The organism is Paracidovorax avenae ATCC 19860, from assembly GCF_000176855.2.
Lineage (GTDB): Bacteria > Pseudomonadota > Gammaproteobacteria > Burkholderiales > Burkholderiaceae_C > Paracidovorax > Paracidovorax avenae.
Genome location: NC_015138.1, coordinates 4,853,728 through 4,871,241, shown reverse-complemented (window position 1 = coordinate 4,871,241; position 17,514 = coordinate 4,853,728). Strand labels below are relative to the sequence as shown.

At 69.7% G+C, this 17,514-nt stretch carries 16 protein-coding genes; 14 read left to right on the top strand and 2 right to left on the bottom strand.

Annotated features, from left to right (window positions below):
* Window positions 1-20: 20 nt before the first annotated feature.
* Entirely contained in the window at window positions 21-524 is a 504-nt protein-coding gene (locus ACAV_RS21115; RefSeq protein ID WP_013596617.1) for a DUF421 domain-containing protein, read from the bottom strand.
* A gap of 107 nt (window positions 525-631) precedes the next feature.
* Here ACAV_RS21115 and ACAV_RS21110 point away from each other — a divergent pair, with 107 nt between their 5' ends.
* The 4 genes from ACAV_RS21110 to ACAV_RS21095 all read left to right on the top strand — a co-directional run bounded on the left by ACAV_RS21110 (window position 632) and on the right by ACAV_RS21095 (window position 5,685).
* Window positions 632-1,072 carry a YchJ family protein gene (locus ACAV_RS21110; RefSeq protein WP_013596616.1) on the top strand — a complete coding sequence of 147 codons (441 nt, stop codon included), beginning with the start codon at window positions 632-634 and terminating at the stop codon, window positions 1,070-1,072.
* A gap of 62 nt (window positions 1,073-1,134) precedes the next feature.
* Window positions 1,135-2,976 (top strand): ATP-binding response regulator, encoded by a 1,842-nt coding sequence (locus ACAV_RS21105; protein ID WP_013596615.1) that lies wholly within the window; start codon window positions 1,135-1,137, stop codon window positions 2,974-2,976.
* 341 nt (window positions 2,977-3,317) lie between these two features.
* Window positions 3,318-4,067, top strand: coding sequence for an HAD family hydrolase (locus ACAV_RS21100; RefSeq protein WP_013596614.1), 750 nt, complete (start codon window positions 3,318-3,320; stop codon window positions 4,065-4,067).
* Between the two features lie 55 nt (window positions 4,068-4,122).
* Window positions 4,123-5,685, top strand: a complete 1,563-nt coding sequence (locus ACAV_RS21095) for a histidine phosphatase family protein (protein WP_013596613.1) — start codon at window positions 4,123-4,125, stop codon at window positions 5,683-5,685.
* On the opposite strand, the gene ACAV_RS21090 is transcribed toward ACAV_RS21095, so the two are convergent.
* Window positions 5,673-6,725 (bottom strand): AraC family transcriptional regulator, encoded by a 1,053-nt coding sequence (locus tag ACAV_RS21090; RefSeq protein ID WP_013596612.1) that lies wholly within the window; start codon window positions 6,723-6,725, stop codon window positions 5,673-5,675. The two genes, ACAV_RS21095 and ACAV_RS21090, sit on opposite strands and share 13 nt — an antisense overlap.
* A 182-nt stretch (window positions 6,726-6,907) precedes the next feature.
* Between ACAV_RS21090 and ACAV_RS21085 the strand changes: the two genes are divergently transcribed.
* The 10 genes from ACAV_RS21085 to ACAV_RS21040 all read left to right on the top strand — a co-directional run bounded on the left by ACAV_RS21085 (window position 6,908) and on the right by ACAV_RS21040 (window position 17,381).
* Window positions 6,908-8,641 carry an AMP-binding protein gene (locus ACAV_RS21085; protein ID WP_013596611.1) on the top strand — a complete coding sequence of 578 codons (1,734 nt, stop codon included), beginning with the start codon at window positions 6,908-6,910 and terminating at the stop codon, window positions 8,639-8,641.
* A 20-nt stretch (window positions 8,642-8,661) separates the two neighbouring features.
* Window positions 8,662-10,266 carry a carboxyl transferase domain-containing protein gene (locus ACAV_RS21080; RefSeq protein WP_013596610.1) on the top strand — a complete coding sequence of 535 codons (1,605 nt, stop codon included), beginning with the start codon at window positions 8,662-8,664 and terminating at the stop codon, window positions 10,264-10,266.
* Window positions 10,267-10,313: 47 nt separating this feature from the next.
* Entirely contained in the window at window positions 10,314-11,117 is an 804-nt protein-coding gene (locus ACAV_RS21075; protein WP_013596609.1) for an enoyl-CoA hydratase/isomerase family protein, read from the top strand.
* Between the two features lie 24 nt (window positions 11,118-11,141).
* Window positions 11,142-11,867, top strand: a complete 726-nt coding sequence (locus tag ACAV_RS21070; RefSeq protein ID WP_013596608.1) for a DUF4126 domain-containing protein — start codon at window positions 11,142-11,144, stop codon at window positions 11,865-11,867.
* A 34-nt stretch (window positions 11,868-11,901) separates the two neighbouring features.
* Window positions 11,902-13,935 carry an acetyl-CoA carboxylase biotin carboxylase subunit gene (locus tag ACAV_RS21065; RefSeq protein ID WP_013596607.1) on the top strand — a complete coding sequence of 678 codons (2,034 nt, stop codon included), beginning with the start codon at window positions 11,902-11,904 and terminating at the stop codon, window positions 13,933-13,935.
* A gap of 60 nt (window positions 13,936-13,995) precedes the next feature.
* Entirely contained in the window at window positions 13,996-14,922 is a 927-nt protein-coding gene (locus tag ACAV_RS21060) for a 2-hydroxyacid dehydrogenase (protein WP_013596606.1), read from the top strand.
* 40 nt (window positions 14,923-14,962) lie between these two features.
* Window positions 14,963-15,874, top strand: a complete 912-nt coding sequence (locus tag ACAV_RS21055) for a hydroxymethylglutaryl-CoA lyase (RefSeq protein ID WP_013596605.1) — start codon at window positions 14,963-14,965, stop codon at window positions 15,872-15,874.
* Window positions 15,875-15,946: 72 nt separating this feature from the next.
* Window positions 15,947-16,450 (top strand): YbaK/EbsC family protein, encoded by a 504-nt coding sequence (locus tag ACAV_RS21050; RefSeq protein WP_013596604.1) that lies wholly within the window; start codon window positions 15,947-15,949, stop codon window positions 16,448-16,450.
* On the top strand, window positions 16,447-16,734 hold the full coding sequence (locus tag ACAV_RS21045; protein WP_013596603.1) for a DUF1289 domain-containing protein: 288 nt from the start codon (window positions 16,447-16,449) through the stop codon (window positions 16,732-16,734). Before ACAV_RS21050 ends, ACAV_RS21045 begins: the two co-directional genes overlap by 4 nt.
* Complete coding sequence (locus ACAV_RS21040) at window positions 16,731-17,381, top strand: 2-hydroxychromene-2-carboxylate isomerase (RefSeq protein ID WP_013596602.1); 651 nt, start codon at window positions 16,731-16,733, stop codon at window positions 17,379-17,381. The genes ACAV_RS21045 and ACAV_RS21040 overlap by 4 nt, the downstream gene beginning before the upstream one ends.
* Window positions 17,382-17,514 lie beyond the last annotated feature (133 nt).

Here is a 17,514-nt window from a genome sequence, read left to right as displayed (position 1 = left end):
GATGCGTGGCGGTGCGCTGCTCACCCGCGGTCCGCGATGCCTCCGCCACTGGCGCTGCTGCGTTCGCGCAGTACCACGGTGATCTGGCCGTTGGTCTCGATGGTCGCGCGCTCCACTTCGTGCAGGTGCAGGCAGCCGCCGGCACGCAGTGCGGCGGCGAGGTCCTCCGCGGACAGCAGTTCCCGGCGCATGAGGAGCCGGTCCACCCGGCCGTTGTCCACCAGGGTCTGGGGGCGGCCGTCCACCAGGTGGGCGAGCCACGGGAAGCGGAAGGTGGCCCGGGCCAGCACCACGTGGCAGCAGATGAGCGTGGATGCCGAGATGAGCCCGCCGATGAGCGAGTTGTCGCCTGCATTCATGGAGTTCTGCACCGCATTCGACAGGATGAGCAGCAGCACGAGGTCGAACGGCGCGAACTGACCCGTCTGGCGCTTGCCCGTGAGCCGCAGGAACGTCAGCAGGAATGCATACACCACCACGCCGCGCAGGATGAATTCCCACCATGGCACGCTCAGAGCCCACATCGTCGATCTCCAGGAAATGAAGGGGACCGGCATGCATGCCGGCCCGACCGGGAGTGTGCCATTGGTCGCGGATTGGCAGGCATCTGCAAGAATGCCTCCCCGTTCCCATGCCGATGGTCGCCGTGTCCCGTTTGTCTTCCTCCCCTTCCGAGTGCCCTTGCGGGCGGCTTTCGAGCCGGCGCACGCCGCTGTCCTATGCGGATTGCTGCGGCAGGTACATCGACCATTGGGACACCTGCCCCGCGCCCGATGCCGAAAGCCTGATGCGGTCGCGCTATACCGCCTTCGTGCAGGGGAATGCGGACTATCTGCGCGCCACCTGGGCCGCGGAACACCGGCCGCCATCGGTGGCGTTCGAGCCGGGCGTGCACTGGCTCGGCCTGGAGGTGCGGTCGCACCGCCCGCTGGGTGAGGACCGGGCCGAGGTGGAGTTCGTGGCGCGCCAGCGCGACGCGGGCGGTCGGGCCCACCGCCTGCACGAGCGCAGCCGCTTCGTGCGCGAGGGCGGGCGCTGGTTCTACGTGGATGGCGAGTTTCCGCGCGGCTGATGCCGGCCTGCTCCACCCCGGCTGGTCCTGATCGCGCCCCTTCATCCACTCATTGCCATACGATGCCCACTGCTCCTGACAGCCTGTATCCCGATGCGTGGCGCGACGATGGCAGCGACGACGCCCAGGCATCCGGTGCCGGGCTCGATCTGGCGGTGCGCCGCCGCTTGCTGGATTCGCTCGCATCGCGGGGAGGTACCTCCGAGATTCCCGCCCTCGTGATCCCCGGTGTGCTGACCTGGCTGTACGCGCGCAACGGCGCTCCGGCCACGCACATGCTGGTGTGGTGGGGAAGTTTTCTCGTCTTCGTCTGCGTGCTTCTGTTCCTGCTGCGGCGCTTCCGCCGCGATGCCGCGTTGCCCGACCACGTGGTGGTCCCGCGCTGGGAGGGGGCTTTCCAGGCGATGGCGGCGATGGATGGCGCGTGCTGGGCGGTTCCCATCCTGCTCACGCAAGCTGCTCCGCTGGAGTTCCGGTTGCTGACGTACCTCGTCATTTGCGCGGTGCTCGCGGTGGGGACCACTTTCCTGGCGCCGCATCCACGGGTGTTCTTTCCGTTCTTCGCGGCGATCTACGGGCCCACCCTGGCTGCCGCGGTCTGGTATTTTCCCGATCGCTGGCAGGCCATGCTGCCATTGACCGTGCTCTATGGCGGAGTGATCCTGCGGCATGCGTGGGGATCGCGGCGCTTCGTCGTGCAGCAGGTCGAGATGGAGCGCCAGCGCCTGCAGCTGGCCGAGCGCTACCTGGCCGCGAAGGAGCAGGCCGAGCGCGCCCTGGAGGAGAAGAACCGCTTTCTTTCCACGGCCAGCCATGACCTGCGGCAGCCGCTGCATGCGATGGGACTGCTGGTGGAGTCTGCGCAGCAGCGCAATGCCGATGCGCGGCTGGTGCCGGTGCTGGAGGGGATCCAGGACTGCGCCCGCTCGCTGACCTTCCTTTTCAACGCACTGCTGGATCTTTCCCGGCTGGAGTCCGGGGCCTATGCCGTCGTGCAGGAGGATGTCTCTCTCGCAGAGGTGCTGCACGACGTGTCCACGGTGTTCGGCCCGGATGCGCGCCATCGCGGCCTGCGGCTGGAGGTCTATCTGCCGCGGAATCGCCCGGCTGTCGTGCGTGCCGATGCGGCGCTGCTGAGGCAGATGGTTTTCAACCTGGTGCAGAACGCACTGCGCTACACGCGCGCAGGTGGCGTGCTGATCGGCGCGCGGATGCGGCGCGGGGTCTGGCGCGTCGAGGTCTGGGACACCGGCCCGGGTGTGCCGCCGGAGGACCGGCACCGCATCTACGCGCCCTTCTACCGGGGCGAGGCCCGCTGGACGCAGGAAGTCGCTGGCCATGGCTTGGGACTGTCGGTGGTGGCCCGGTCGGCGCGGCTGATCGATGCGGAATACGGTTTCGAATCCCGGCCGGGACGCGGCTCGTGCTTCTGGCTGGTGTTGGAGGCGGTGGACGCCGGAGCGCGGAGCGCGAACTCTCCGGCGGGATCGGCGGTGGTGCCGCTTCCACCGTGGCAGCAGCGCCTGGGCTCGCTGTCGGGCAGTTGCCTGGTGGTGGAGGATGATCCACAGGTGGCCCACGCCGTGGCGGAGTTGCTTCGGTCCTGGGGGCTGCATGTCGCGATGGCCGCGACGGGGGCACAGGCCCTGGAGCAAGCGGCGTCCGGCAGGGCGCCGGATGTGGTGCTGTGCGATCAGCGCCTGGGTGGAGGCGAGAGCGGCTTCGATGTACTGTGCGCGCTGCTCCAACGGTTTCCGTCCGCGCGCGGGGCGATGGTCAGCGGCGAATATGACGCCGCCCCGCTGGCGCAGGCCGAGGAAGATGGCTACCTCGTCTTCCGCAAGCCGCTCGTACCGGAGGCGCTGCATTCCGTGCTGGCACGCTGGCTGGACGGGAGGTCCTGAAGTCTGGCCGCCGTCCGGCGATGCCTGGCAGCGACGCGGTGCCGCGTCTGTGGATGTGCTGCCGGGTAACAAAAACCCCCCTCCGGTGGGGTACGGAAGCGGCCCCGTTCTTCCGACAATGCCTTGCGTCCGCTTTCTGCGGCGTTTCCACGGCAGGCCGTGCCGGTCGCTTCATGGTGCCCGGGCCACGCGCGGCCTTGCCGTCCCTTTGGGTGACAGACGGCGCATCGGGTACCGGCCCCGGCAGGCGGCAGGCCTGCATGCGGTAGATTCGAGTGTGCTTTGCGGCGCTCCAGGCGGGCGCCGCTTTTTTTGGTGCGCACCTTCAACGGATCTCTGCCATGCCCTCCGACGCCCTGTCGCTGCCCCCTTCCGCCCGGCTCCGGGCGCTTGCTCCGATCGATGCCGTGCTGTTCGACTGCGACGGCGTGCTGGTGGACAGCGAGCCGATCACCCACCGCGTGCTGCGTGCCATGCTGGAGGAATCCGGGTGGACGCTGACGATCGAGGAGTGCATGCGCATCTTCATCGGCAAGGCCGTGCGCAGCGAAGCCGCCCGGATCGAGGCGGAGACGGGCCGTCCGCTGACGGACGAGTGGATGGCAATTTTCTATGAGCGGCGCAATGCCGCCCTGGCTGCGGAGCTGCAGGCCATCCCGGGGGCGCGGCGGGCCGTGGAGGCGGCCCATGCCCACACGTCGGGACGCATTGCCTGTGCTTCCGGCGCCGACCGGCACAAGGTGGAGCTGCAGCTCTCGAAAGTGGGGTTGCTGCCGCACTTCCAGGGGCGCGTGTTCAGCGGGCACGAGATGCCCCGCACCAAGCCGGCTCCGGACGTGTACCTGGCCGCGGCCGCTGCGTTGGGGGTGCCACCCGGCCGGTGCCTTGTCGTCGAGGATACGGTGACGGGCGTCACGGCGGGCGTGGCCGCTGGTGCCACCGTGCTGGGCTACAGCCCCGTGGCCTGGGGCCATGACCCCGCCGCTGCCCTGCGGGCGGCCGGGGCGGTGGAGGTGATCGGCGCGATGGACGAGCTGTGCACATGGCTCGGGGTGGCCCAGGACCCGGGCGCCGCGCCGCGGTGTTCATGAGGCTGTCGCATGGCGGGCGTAGCCTTGCCGGCTTCGTGCCAGCTTTCCTTCTGCCATGCCCACCGCCTGTCTTCCGCTCCGCCTGGCCGTTCCGGCCCTGTTTCTTGCCCTGACGCTTGCTGGCTGCGGAGGCGGCGGTGGTGGCAGCTTCACGCCCGTGCCGTCTTCGGGTGCCTATGCCACCAAGACCGCCTACCAGCCCCGGCAGTCTGCTGACAGCTATGAGGCACCTCCGCCGGGCTTCTCGAAGGTGTATGCCGAACTGGTGGCCCGGCATGGTTCGCGGGGGCTGTCCAGCCTCAAGTACGACGATGCGGTGCTGAACCTCTGGATGCGGGCGCAGGCCGATGGGGCGCTCACCCCGCTGGGGCGCCAGCTCGGGCCGGATGTCGAGAAGATCATGCGGGCCAATTTCCTGCTGGGCTGGGGCGTCGACGGCATCGGCTCGCCGGGCTACGGCAACCTGACCCAGGTGGGCATCGCCGAGCATCGCCAGTTGGCGGCGCGGCTGGTGCAGCGCGATGCCGAACTGTTTACCGGGCAGCGCTTCCAGGGGCAGCCACGGCAGGTGGAAGTGCTGCATTCCGGGCAGGACCGGGCGGTGGACAGCTCGCAGTTCTTCGCGGCGTCCCTGGCTGCAGCCGCGCCTGCCGTGGCCGGAGCGATCGTGCCTGCCGTGGTGGATCGCTACCAGCTCTATCCGCACAAGCTGTCGGCCACGGGCGATGCGGTGTCCGACGGCTCCGCGGTGCATGCGGCGGTGCTCGCCGCCAGCCTGGATTACCAGCGCTACGCGGCAGGCAAGGATGCCGCCGGTTACGGCGCGGAGGCCGCGGCCAAGGTGGCTGCTGCGCGTGCCACGCCCGAGGTGCGGGTCCATGCGAGGGCGGTGCTGGAGCGCCTGTTCACCGCGGATTTCATCGACAGGCTGGATGCCGGGAGCTACAGCTTTTCCAACAATGGCACGCACACCTTCGCGAGCGCGGACGGCCGCTTCACGAGCACGCTGACCGGGGACGGCAAGACGAAGATCCAGGGCGCCGTGGACGCGGCAGCGCTGCTCTACGAGCTCTACATCATCGCGCCGGGCATGCGGCAGGAGACCGGCGGCGTGGATTTCGGTGCGTACATGCCCGCAGAGCATGCGCCGACCTTCGCGTACCTGCAGGACATCGACGATTTCTACGGCAAGGGGCCGGCCGCGACCGAGTACGGCGGCGTCACGACCCGTTTCACGCAGGCGCTGCTGCAGGATTTCTTCGACGAGGTGGGCCGCATCGCGCAGGGCCGGATGGGGCGGGTGGCCCGGCTGCGTTTCACCCATGCGGAGGTGATGATTCCGTTCGCCGCGCGGCTGGGGTTGCGCAATGCCTCCACGCCCGTGCCGCGCGCGCAGACCTATGCCTATGCCCTCAATCCCTGGCGCGGCGAGGATGTCTCCCCGATGGCCACGAATGTGCAGTGGGACGTGGTACGCGACGCGGGCGGCAAGGTGTTGGTGAAGATGCTGTTCAACGAGCAGGAGGTGGATTTCCCCGCGGCCTGCGAAGGGGCACGCCATGCGGGCGGCAGCCGGTATTACGAGTATGCCGGGCTGAGGCGCTGCTACGGCCTGTAGGCGCGCTGGTGCTGCCGGTAGGCGGTGGGGGACATCCCCGTCCACTGCCGGAAGGCGCGCATGAAGCTCTTCTCGCTGGCGAAGCCGGCCGCCCGGGCCACGGCCTTGACGGGCCTGTCCGTGCGCTGGAGCAGGTCCCGCGCGCGCTGTTGGCGGGCCTCGTCCTTCAGGGCCTGCAGCGAGGCGCCTTCCTCCCGGAGCTGGCGGTGCAGGGTGCGGGGCGAGACGTGCAGCGCGGCGGCCAGCGTCTGCGCGCTGTGGGACAGCTCCGGTGCGTGGGCCAGCGCCTGCCGCACGCGCTGTACCAGCAGGCGGTCGCGGCGGTACTGGCGCACGGTGAGGGGCAGGGCGCGTTGCAGCATCAGCCGCAGCGCGTCCTCGTCGCGCTGCAGGGGCAGGTCGAGGTAGCGGGCGTCGAATCGCAGCAGGGCCTGGGGGGCGCCGAAGCGCGGAGCCACCCCGAACAGCAGTGGATAGACCGCGGCATGGGGCGGCGGCATGAACGGAAAGGCCGCATCCAGCAGCGGCAGCCGGGAGTCGATGAACCAGCAGGCCAGCCCGAGGGCATTGCGCAGCACGGAGACGGTGCAGAACTCGCGCAGCACGCCCAGCTCGCTCTGCTCGGACAGCGACAGCGTGGCGGTGCCGTCCACGGCATCCAGGTGCAGGCCGATGTCGTCCGCGAGGAGCGCATGGTGACGGCACCAGCGGCGCAGTGCGATGCCCAGCGTGGGTGAGCTGATGGAGGCCCGCGCCAGCATGCCATAGCTGCCCCAGGGCAGGCGCCGGGAGAACCAGCCGAGTGCCTCGTCGTCGAGTTCTCGCATGGCGGCGGCGGACAGCGCCTCCATCTGCAGGGCGGTGATGCGGGCCTGCGGATTCTGCAGGCTGCGTGGCGGGATTTGTGCCGCTGCCAGGGCGTTGGCGGGGCTCATGCCGCGCTGGACATAGGCATGCACGATGGCATCGACGAAGGCCATGGGGGTGGCTGCCACTGGCTGCGTTGCGGCGCTGGCAGGTGCCTGAGGCTTGGTCGTCATGCAGGAAGTGTGCGGCTCCGTGGCGCGAATTGCAACCTGTGTGGCCTGATCGGTGGCCCGGGCGGCGGCTCGCAGGCGTATGCTTGGTCCGTGCGGCCGTGCCCGCCGGCATGCTGTCTTGCATGTGCGGCGACCGCCGGCCGCCGGTCCGCCAGAGACCGCATGACCAGGAGACAAATGCCGTGACCCAGACGTCCGATCCGTCCGTCCTTTCGCCCGCCGCCAGCCACGTGCGCGGCGACACCCGCGTTCCCCTGATCGAGCAGACCCTCGGAGATTTCTTCGCCGGCATGGCGGAGCGCCAGCCCGGCCGGGAAGCCCTCGTGAGCCGCCACCAGGGTCTGCGGTACACCTATGCGGAACTGCATGCCGAGGTGCGGCGCCTTGCCGGCGCGCTGCTGGGGCTGGGGCTGCAGAAGGGCGACCGCGTGGGCATCTGGTCGCACAACAACGCGGAATGGGTGCTGATGCAGTTCGCCACCGCGCAGGTGGGCCTCGTGCTGGTCAACATCAATCCTGCCTACCGCACTGCCGAGGTCGAGTACGCGCTGAACAAGGTGGGCTGCAAGGCGCTGGTGGCGATGGCCCGCTTCAAGACCAGCGACTACCTGGGCATGCTGCGTGAACTGGCGCCCGAGTGGAGCCAGCAGTCTCCGGGGCAACTGGCCGCGCGGCGCCTGCCGCACCTGCGCACCGTGGTGTGGATCGACGCGCCGGGGCAGGGGGGCACCGAAGAGCCCGGAATGCTGCGGTTCTCGCAGCTGCTCGCGCGCGGCGATGCGCAGGACGCCCGCATCGACGAGGTGGCGAAGACGCTGGGCGCGCAGGACCCCATCAACATCCAGTTCACGAGCGGCACCACCGGCTTTCCCAAGGGCGCGACGCTCACGCACCGCAACATCCTGAACAACGGTTTCTTCATCGGCGAGTGCATGCGCCTCACGCCGCAAGACCGGCTCTGCATCCCGGTTCCGCTCTACCACTGCTTCGGCATGGTGCTGGGCAACCTCGCGTGCGTGACGCACGGCAGCACCATCGTCTATCCGAGCGACGGCTTCGATCCGCTGGCGGTGCTGGAGACGGTGCAGGCCGAGCGCTGCACGGGGCTGCATGGCGTGCCCACCATGTTCATCGCCGAGCTGCAGCATCCGCGCTTTGCGGAGTTCGATCTCTCGACGCTGCGCACCGGCATCATGGCGGGTTCCCCCTGCCCGATCGAGGTCATGAAGCGCGTGGTGAGCGACATGCACCTGGAGCAGATCACGATCGCCTACGGCATGACCGAGACCAGCCCCGTGAGCTGCCAGAGCAGCACGGACACGCCGCTGGACAAGCGCGTTTCCACCGTGGGCCTGGTGCAGCCGCACCTGGAGGTGAAGATCATCGACCCGGATTCCGGCGAGCCCGTGCCCCGCGGCCGCTCCGGCGAGCTGTGCACGCGTGGCTATTCGGTGATGCACGGCTACTGGGGCGATCCTGAAAAGACGAGCGAGGCGATCGACGCGGAGGGCTGGATGCACACGGGCGACCTGGCCACGATGGATGCCGAGGGCTACGTGAACATCGTCGGGCGCATCAAGGACATGGTGATCCGCGGTGGCGAGAACATCTATCCGCGCGAGATCGAGGAGTTTCTCTACCGGCATCCGCAGGTTCAGGACGTGCAGGTGGTGGGCGTGCCCGACGAGAAGTACGGCGAGGAACTGTGCGCCTGGATCATCGCCAAGCCCGGCGAGCAACCCACCGAGGACGGCATCCGGGCGTTCTGCCAGGGCCAGATCGCGCACTACAAGGTGCCGCGCCACATCCGGTTCGTTTCCGAATTCCCGATGACGGTGACCGGAAAGATCCAGAAATTCAAGATCCGTGACGCCATGAAGGAGCAGCTCGGCCTGACCGAGCGCGCCACCGCCTGAAATCCTCCCCTGATCCTGCCATGATCCTCGAATCCCGCCTCAACCCCCGCTCGGCCGATTTCCAGGCCAATGCCTCCGCGATGCGCGTGCTCGTGCAGGACCTGCGCGACCGCGCGGCCCAGGTGGCCCTGGGCGGCAGCGAAGCCGCGCGCGCCAAGCACACGGCGCGCGGCAAGCTGCTGCCGCGCGAACGCGTGCGCGAATTGCTGGACCCGGGCTCCCCCTTCCTGGAGATCGCGCCGCTGGCTGCGCTCGGCATGTACGGCGACGAGGCGCCGGGTGCGGGCCTGATCGCGGGCATCGGCCGGGTGAGCGGCGTGGACTGCATGGTGGTGTGCAACGACGCCACGGTCAAGGGCGGCACCTACTACCCGATGACCGTGAAGAAGCACCTGCGGGCGCAGGAGATCGCGCAGCAGAACCGTCTGCCGTGCATCTACCTGGTCGATTCGGGCGGCGCCAACCTGCCGAACCAGGACGAGGTGTTTCCCGACCGGGACCACTTCGGCCGCATCTTCTACAACCAGGCACAGATGAGCGCGCAGGGCATCGCGCAGATCGCGGTGGTGATGGGCAGCTGCACGGCGGGCGGGGCGTATGTGCCGGCGATGAGCGACGAGTCCATCATCGTGAAGAACCAGGGCACGATCTTTCTGGGCGGCCCTCCGCTCGTGAAGGCAGCCACCGGTGAGGTGGTGACCGCAGAGGACCTGGGCGGCGGCGACGTGCACACGCGGCTGTCGGGCGTGGCCGACCACCTCGCCCAGAACGACCTGCACGCGCTGCAGCTCGCGCGCCACGCGGTGCGCAACCTGAACCGCGAGCGCGCGCCGGCCGCCGGCACCGTAGCGCCGCAGGCGCCTGCGTTCGAGGCGCAGGAACTGTACGGCGTGATTCCGGTGGACACGCGCAAGCCGTTCGACGTGCGGGAAATCATCGCGCGCATCGTGGACGGCAGCGAGTTCGACGAATTCAAGGCGCGCTACGGCACCACGCTGGTCACGGGCTTCGCGCGCATCGAGGGCATGCCCGTGGGCATCATCGCCAACAACGGCATCCTGTTTTCGGAGGCGGCCCTCAAGGGCGCGCATTTCATCGAGCTGTGCTGCCAGCGCAAGATTCCGCTGGTGTTCCTGCAGAACATCACCGGCTTCATGGTGGGCCGCAAGTACGAGAACGAGGGCATCGCGCGCAACGGGGCCAAGATGGTGACGGCGGTGGCCACGGCGGCGGTGCCGAAGTTCACGATCGTCATCGGCGGCTCGTTCGGCGCCGGCAACTACGGCATGTGCGGCCGCGCCTATTCGCCGCGCTTCCTCTGGATGTGGCCGAACGCTCGCATCTCGGTGATGGGCGGCGAGCAGGCCGCGAGCGTGCTGGCCACCGTGCGGCGCGACAGCATCGAAGGCAAGGGCGGCACCTGGAGCATGGAGGAGGAAGAGGCGTTCAAGGCGCCGATCCGCCGCCAGTACGAGGAACAGGGGCACCCCTACTACGCCACGGCGCGCCTGTGGGACGACGGGGTGATCGACCCCGCGGACACGCGGCGCGTGCTGGCGCTGGGCCTGGCTGCCGCACGCAATGCGCCCGTCGAGGACACGAAGTTCGGCATTTTCCGCATGTGAGGGCCCCACGGGCCCGACCATCCTGACAGCACAAGGAGGAATCCACCATGACGACCACCGAATACCGACACCTGCACGTCGGCCAGGCCGGAGCGATCGCGCGCGTCACCCTCGCGCGGCCGGAGGTGCGCAATGCGTTCAGCGACGAGGTCATCGCCGAGCTGACCCGCGCGTTCGAGACGCTGGGCCGGCAGGAGAATGTGCGCGCTATCGTGCTCGCGGCCGAAGGCCCCGCCTTCTGCGCGGGCGCGGACCTGAACTGGATGCGCCGCATGGCCGACTATTCGCGCGCGGAGAACGTCGCGGACGCGGGCCGGCTCGCGGCGATGCTGCGCACGCTGAACGATTGCCCCAAGCCGACCATCGCGCGCATCCAGGGCGATGTATATGCGGGCGGCGTGGGGCTGGTGGCCGCCTGCGACGTGGCGGTGGCGGTGGACACGGCCGCGTTCTGCCTGAGCGAGGTGCGGCTGGGGCTGATTCCCGCCACCATCGGGCCCTATGTGGTGCAGGCCATGGGCGAGCGCGCGGCCCGCCGCTATGTCGTGACCGGCGAGCGCTTCGGCGCGCTGGAGGCGCTGCGCGTGGGGCTGGTGCATGAAGTGGTGGATTTCGAGCAGCTCGACGAAAAGCTCGACGCCATCGTGCAGGCGATCGCCGCGGCCGGGCCGCAGGCGGTGGCCGCAGGCAAGCGCCTGGTGCGGGACATCGCCGGGCGGCCCATCGACGACGCGCTCATCGCCTCGACGGTGGAGGCCATCGCGGACATCCGGGCGAGCGGCGAGGGGCGCGAGGGCGTGCAGGCTTTCCTGCAGAAGCGCAAACCGGCGTGGCTGCCGGCACGCGACTGAGGACGCCCCTGCGGGCCCGCCGCCATGGATGCCCTCTGGCTGCACATCGTCCAGTGGCTGCACGCCGCCGGACTGCACGTGGATGCGGGCACGGCCCAGGCCGTGGCGGAGCAGGCGCGGCATGCCACCGGCGCGCTGGACATGCCGGGCCTGCTGGCGCTGGCCGCGGGGCTCGGCTGGGCCAGTGGCTTCCGGCTCTACGCGGTGGTATTCCTGGTCGGGGGCATGGGCGCTGCCGGCTGGCTGGCGTTGCCGGAGGGGCTTCGCATCCTGCAGCACCCGGCCGTGCTCGTGGTGAGCGGGTTGCTGCTGTGCGTGGAGTTCGTTGCCGACAAGGTGCCCTGGTTCGACAGCCTGTGGGATGCCGTGCATAGCGTGATCCGCGTGCCCGCGGGCGCCCTGCTGGCCGCCGGCGTGTTCGGCCCGGACAACGGGGGAATGGCGCTGGCGGCCGGCCTGCTGGGCGGCTCGCTGTCAGCCACGGCGCTGGCCACCAAGATGACCGCGCGGGCCGCCGCCAACACGTCGCCGGAGCCCGTGTCCAACTGGCTGCTGTCGTTTTTCGAGGACGGCCTGGTCGTGGTCGTGGTCTGGCTGGCCACGCAGCATCCGGTGGCCTTCGGTATCGCGCTGGCCTGCATGGTGGCGTTGTCGGTGCTGTTGCTGGTGGTATTGCTGAAGTTCCTGCGCGCCGTGCTGCGGCGGCTCTCTGTTTTCTTTTCCCGGCCTGCGGCCCCGGCCACGAGATGAGTGCGGCGGCCTGATTTTGGAGTGAGACGCAAAGATGTTTGAAAAAATCCTGATCGCCAACCGCGGAGAGATCGCCTGCCGGGTGGCCGCCACCGCGCGCCGCATGGGCGTGAAGACCGTGGCCGTGTATTCCGATGCCGACGCATCTGCCCGGCACGTGGCAGCCTGCGACGAGGCGGTTCACATCGGCGGCAGCGCGCCGCAGGAGAGCTACCTGCGCTGGGAGCGCATCCTCGAGGCGGCGCGTCGCACGGGGGCCCAGGCCATCCATCCGGGCTATGGGTTCCTGTCGGAGAACGAGGAGTTCGCGCAGGCCTGCCAGGACGCCGGCCTCGTCTTCATCGGCCCGCCGCCGTCCGCCATCCAGGCGATGGGGCTCAAGGCGGAATCCAAGCAGTTGATGGAAAAGGCCGGCGTGCCGCTGGTGCCGGGCTACCATGGTGCCGACCAGGATCCGGCGCTGCTGCAGCGCGAGGCCGACCGCATCGGCTACCCGGTGCTCATCAAGGCGAGCGCAGGCGGCGGCGGCAAGGGCATGCGCGCCGTGGAGAAGGCCGCCGATTTCGCGGCGGCGCTGGAGTCGTGCAAGCGCGAGGCGATCAACAGCTTCGGCGATGACGCGGTGCTGATCGAGAAGTATGTGCAGCGTCCGCGCCATATCGAGATCCAGGTGTTCGGCGACACGCATGGCGGGTGCGTGTATCTCTTCGAGCGCGACTGCTCCGTGCAGCGCCGACACCAGAAGGTGCTGGAGGAGGCGCCCGCGCCGGGCATGACCGGGGAGATGCGGGCACGCATGGGCCAGGCCGCCGTCGCCGCCGCACGAGCCGTAGGCTACGTGGGGGCCGGCACCGTGGAATTCATCGTCGAGCAGCGCGAGGGCGGCGCGATGGATTTCTTCTTCATGGAAATGAACACGCGCCTGCAGGTGGAGCATCCGGTGACGGAGGCGATCACCGGCCAGGATCTCGTGGAGTGGCAATTGCGGGTGGCCGCGGGTGAGCCGCTGCCGCTGGCGCAGGACCAGTTGCGCATTTCCGGCCATGCGATCGAGGCGCGCATCTGCGCCGAGAACCCGGACAACCAGTTCCTGCCCGCCACGGGGCGCCTGGCCATCTATCGCCATGGCCCTTGCACGCATTTCGAGCGCGGCATGGTGCGCATCGATGCCGGCGTGCGCGAGGGCGACGCGATCAGCCCGTTCTACGACTCGATGATCGCCAAGCTCATCGTGCACGGCGACACGCGCGAGCAGGCGCTGGCGCGGCTGGACGAGGCGCTGTCGCGCATGCACATCGTGGGGCTGGCGACGAACGTGCAGTTCCTGCGGCACGTTCTGCGCACCGGGTCCTTCTCGCAGGCCCGCCTGGATACCGCGCTCATCCAGCGCGAGCAGGCGGTGCTCTTCCACCAGTCGCCGGTGCCGCTGCCGCTGTCGCTGGCCGCGACCGTGGCCCATGCGCTGCTGGCCGAGCAGGCGGCCGAGCTGCCGGGCGACCCGTTCGGACGCCGGGACGGATGGCAGGGATGGGGGGAGAGCCACCGGCGCTTCGAGGTGGAGTGTGCCGGGCAGCCGGCCTCCGCGACGCTCACTTACCGGCCCGGCGAGGCGCCCCTGCTCCGGGTGGAGGCCGGCGGCGCCGTGCTGGCCGAGGGGCCGCTCGGCTTCGGGCGTCCCGGCGGCGCGGAAGGGAAGGGCGAGGCCATCGACCTGTCCTTTGCCGGCGAGCGCACCCGGGCCACGGTGCACGCCCGCGGGGAGGCCCGACACGTCTTCATGCCGCGGGGCGCTGCGCAGCTCACGGCCATCGACCGGCTGGCGCATGCGGGCGAGGCGCAGGCCGAAGGCGGCCGTCTCACCGCCCCGATGCCGGGCAAGGTGGTGTCCTTCGCCGTGCGCGCGGGTGATCGCGTGGCCAAGGGCCAGGCCCTGGCCGTGATGGAGGCCATGAAGATGGAGCACACGATCGCCGCGCCTGCCGATGGCATGGTGGAAGAGCTTCTCTATGCGCCCGGCGATCAGGTGACCGAAGGGGCCGAGTTGCTGCGCCTGGCCGCGGCGGCATGACGGCGCGCCGAAAGCCTGTGTGACAGCGCGGACCATGCCCTCTGCGATAGGCTCCGGGGAATGACCGACATCCTGTTTTGCTGTACCGATACGCCGCCCGCGCCCTGGCTGGAAGGCCTGCGCGCTGCCTTGCCCGATGCCCGCATCACGGTCTGGGAGCCCGGCGCCCCCGAGGCCGACTACGCGGTGGTGTGGGCGCCGCCCCAGCAGTTCCTGGACGAGCAGCCCCGGTTGCAGGCGCTGTTCAACATCGGCGCGGGCGTGGATGCGCTGCTGAAGCTCCGTGTGCCCGAAGGCTGCCGCATCGTGCGGCTCGACGACGCGGGCATGGCCGTGCAGATGGCGGAATACGTCTGCCATGCCGTCATCCGCCATTTCCGCGAATTCGATGCCTACGAGGCGGCGGAGCATGAAGGCCGCTGGGCTTTCCGCAAGCCGCGGCTGCGGCATGATTTCCCGGTGGGCGTCATGGGGCTGGGCGTGCTGGGCGAGCGCGTGGCGCGCGCCCTGGCGCATTTCGAGTTTCCCGTGCAGGGCTGGAGCCGCTCGCCCAAGGCGATCGAAGGCGTGCGCACCTTCCACGGGGCCGACGGGCTGCAGGATTTCCTGGCGGCGAGCCGCGTGCTGGTGAACCTGCTGCCCCTCACGCCCGACACGACCGGCATCCTGCGCCGCGATACGCTTTCGCGCCTGCTGCCGGGCGGCTACGTGATCAACGTGGCGCGGGGAGCGCACCTCGTGGAGGAGGACCTGCTGCCCCTGCTGGACAGCGGCCATCTCGCGGGTGCCACGCTGGACGTCTTCCGCACCGAACCTCTGCCCGCGGACCATCCGTTCTGGGGTCATCCACGCGTCACCGTCACGCCCCACACCTCCGCACGCACGCTGCGCGCGGAGAGCATCGCCCAGATCGCGCGCAAGATCGATGCCCTCCGCCAGGGTGCTGCCTCGGTGCGCGGCGAGGTCGATCCATCGAGGGGCTATTGAGGCTGCCCGAATCCCGCGAACCTTTTTCAGGAACCCTCCCATGCCATCCCTTCCCACCCGAGCCAGGCTCGTGGACGTCGGCCCGCGCGACGGGCTGCAGAACGAGAAATCTCCCGTGCCGGCCAGCGTCAAGATCGGCCTCGTCCACCGGCTGCAGGCGGCCGGGCTGACCGAGATCGAGGTCACGAGCTACGTGAGCCCCAAGTGGGTGCCGCAGATGGCGGACAACCATGAGGTGATGGCCGGCATCGAGCGGCGGCCGGGCGTCCGCTATTCGGTGCTGACGCCCAACCTGAAGGGCTACGAGGCAGCCGTGCTGGACCGGCCCGACGAGATCGTGGTGTTCGGCTCTGCCAGCGAGGCGTTCAGCCAGAAGAACATCAACTGCAGCATCGCCGAGAGCATCGAGCGCTTCGCGCCGGTGGTGGAGGCCGCGCGCGCTGCCGGCATCCATGTGCGCGGGGCGATGAGCTGCACCGTGGGCTGCCCGTACGAGGGCGAAGTGGCGCCGGAGCGCGTGGGCTACCTGGCCGGGCTCATGAAGGGCATCGGCGTGCAGCACATCGGCGTGGCCGACACCATCGGCGTGGGCACCCCGCGCAAGGTGCAGCGTGCCATCGAGGCGACGCTCGAGCACTATGCGGTGGAGGATGTTTCCGGCCACTTCCACGATACCTACGGACAGGCCCTGGCCAACACCCTGGCCGCGCTGGAGATGGGCGTCTGGCAGTTCGACACCTCGGTCGCCGGCCTCGGCGGCTGTCCCTATGCCAAGGGCGCGACGGGCAACGTGGCCACCGAAGACGTGGTGTACATGCTGCACGGCATGGGCATCGAGACGGGCATCGACCTGGATGCGCTGGTCGATGCGGGGGCCTACATCAGCGATTTCCTCGGCCGCAAGCCGAATTCGCGCGCGGCCACGGCGCTCTTGAACAAGCGCGCGGGCTGATGCGCCGCAGGGCGGGGCGCGGCACAATCCGGCGCTTCGTCCATTCCACCATTTTTGCAGGAGGTCTCGCACATGTGCGGTGCTGAACTTCAATCCCTTCCCGACGGCGTGCAGCGCGTGGCCGCCGCACTGCAGGCCAAGGGCCATGCGCAGGGCCCCCGCATGCTGGACAGCTCGGCGCGCACCGCGCAGGAGGCCGCCGATGCCCTGGGCATCGCCGTCGGCCAGATCGCCAAGAGCATCATCTTCCGCCGCAAGAGCGACGACGTGGCCGTCCTGGTGGTCACCTCGGGCGACCGTCGGGTGGACGAGAAGAAAGTGGAAGCACTCGTGGGAAAGGTGGGCCGCGCCGATGCGGAGTTCGTGAAGGCGCGCACCGGATTTTCGATCGGCGGCGTCTCGCCCGTGGCCCACGCCACGCCGCCGGTGACGCTGATCGACCGCGAGCTGTTCCGCTTCGACGAGATCTGGGCGGCCGCGGGCCATCCGCACGGCGTGTTCCCCCTGCGTCCGCAGGACCTGGAGGCGCTGACCGGCGCGCCGGTCGTGGACGTGGTCCAGCCGCCCGCCGCATGAATCCCGTCCAGGCGCTCGCAGAGCGCGCGGCACAGGCCGCCGCCGAGGGCAGTTTCGTGCCCGGCAGCACGCAGGCGCCTCCCTCGCCCTGCATCGGCGTGTGCCGCATGAGCGCCAGCGGCAGCCATTGCGAAGGGTGTTTCCGCACCCTGGACGACATCCGGGACTGGTCCGTCGCGGGCCCCGACGCGCGCCGCGCGGTCTGGTCGGCCCTGCTGCGCCGCGCGGGCCTGGCGGTTCCCGCGCCGCTTTCCGGCATCGCCATGGAAAGGACTTCGCCATGAAGCACATCGTCTTCTACCTGGATTTCGTTTCGCCGTACGCGTGGCTGGCGTTCGAGCGCCTGCCCCAGGTGCTCGAGGGGCTGAGCCATTCGGTCGAATACCGGCCCGTGCTGCTCGGTGCGCTGCTGCAGCAGCACGGCAACCCCGGCCCCGCGGGCATCGCACCCAAGCGTGCCTGGACCTACCGCCATGCCGAGTGGCTGGGCCATGCGCTGGGAACGGGGCTGGACATGCCGGCGCGGCATCCCTTCAATCCCCTGCCCCTGCTGCGCCAGTCCCTGGCCTGCAGCGAGGACGGGGCCATCAACCGCTTCGTGGCCGGCACCGTGCTGCGCCACGTGTGGCTCGGCGGTGCCGATGCGCTGGATCCCGGGCGGCTGGAGGACCTGGCCCAGGTGCTCTCGCCGCAACGGCGCGCGGAATCGCCGGGCGAAGAGCCGGGCGCCAGAGCCAAGGCGCTGCTGCGCGCGAACACCGATGCGGCTGCCGCGCAGGGCGTGTTCGGCGTGCCCGCCTTCGTGGTGGACGGCCAGCTCTTCTGGGGGCTGGATAGCCTGCCCATGCTGCGCGCCCGCCTGGAGGGCGATCCGTGGTTCGAGGGGCCGCGATGGGACGCGGTGGCGGAACTCCCTTCCGGTTTGACGTAGCGCCTGCTTTCCCTGCATGCGGGTTTGTCCCGGGGAAGGGTTTTCCCCGGAGGTGCCGTGCTTGTCAGACTTCGGTCAGATGGCGGCTCGATAGTGCGACCCAGGTTGCACGCGGTGTCCTGGAGGGGGCGCG

What these genes read in the sequence shown, in the direction of transcription:
- ACAV_RS21050 (WP_013596604.1), top strand. Translation starts at nt 15,947, where the DNA reads ATGTGCGGTGCTGAACTTCAATCCCTTCCCGACGGCGTGCAGCGCGTG.
- ACAV_RS21110 (WP_013596616.1), top strand. Translation starts at nt 632, where the DNA reads ATGCCGATGGTCGCCGTGTCCCGTTTGTCTTCCTCCCCTTCCGAGTGC.
- ACAV_RS21095 (WP_013596613.1), top strand. Translation starts at nt 4,123, where the DNA reads ATGCCCACCGCCTGTCTTCCGCTCCGCCTGGCCGTTCCGGCCCTGTTT.
- ACAV_RS21040 (WP_013596602.1), top strand. Translation starts at nt 16,731, where the DNA reads ATGAAGCACATCGTCTTCTACCTGGATTTCGTTTCGCCGTACGCGTGG.
- ACAV_RS21070 (WP_013596608.1), top strand. Translation starts at nt 11,142, where the DNA reads ATGGATGCCCTCTGGCTGCACATCGTCCAGTGGCTGCACGCCGCCGGA.
- ACAV_RS21100 (WP_013596614.1), top strand. Translation starts at nt 3,318, where the DNA reads ATGCCCTCCGACGCCCTGTCGCTGCCCCCTTCCGCCCGGCTCCGGGCG.
- ACAV_RS21090 (WP_013596612.1), bottom strand. Translation starts at nt 6,725, where the DNA reads ATGACGACCAAGCCTCAGGCACCTGCCAGCGCCGCAACGCAGCCAGTG.
- ACAV_RS21045 (WP_013596603.1), top strand. Translation starts at nt 16,447, where the DNA reads ATGAATCCCGTCCAGGCGCTCGCAGAGCGCGCGGCACAGGCCGCCGCC.
- ACAV_RS21055 (WP_013596605.1), top strand. Translation starts at nt 14,963, where the DNA reads ATGCCATCCCTTCCCACCCGAGCCAGGCTCGTGGACGTCGGCCCGCGC.
- ACAV_RS21080 (WP_013596610.1), top strand. Translation starts at nt 8,662, where the DNA reads ATGATCCTCGAATCCCGCCTCAACCCCCGCTCGGCCGATTTCCAGGCC.
- ACAV_RS21065 (WP_013596607.1), top strand. Translation starts at nt 11,902, where the DNA reads ATGTTTGAAAAAATCCTGATCGCCAACCGCGGAGAGATCGCCTGCCGG.
- ACAV_RS21075 (WP_013596609.1), top strand. Translation starts at nt 10,314, where the DNA reads ATGACGACCACCGAATACCGACACCTGCACGTCGGCCAGGCCGGAGCG.
- ACAV_RS21105 (WP_013596615.1), top strand. Translation starts at nt 1,135, where the DNA reads ATGCCCACTGCTCCTGACAGCCTGTATCCCGATGCGTGGCGCGACGAT.
- ACAV_RS21115 (WP_013596617.1), bottom strand. Translation starts at nt 524, where the DNA reads ATGTGGGCTCTGAGCGTGCCATGGTGGGAATTCATCCTGCGCGGCGTG.
- ACAV_RS21060 (WP_013596606.1), top strand. Translation starts at nt 13,996, where the DNA reads ATGACCGACATCCTGTTTTGCTGTACCGATACGCCGCCCGCGCCCTGG.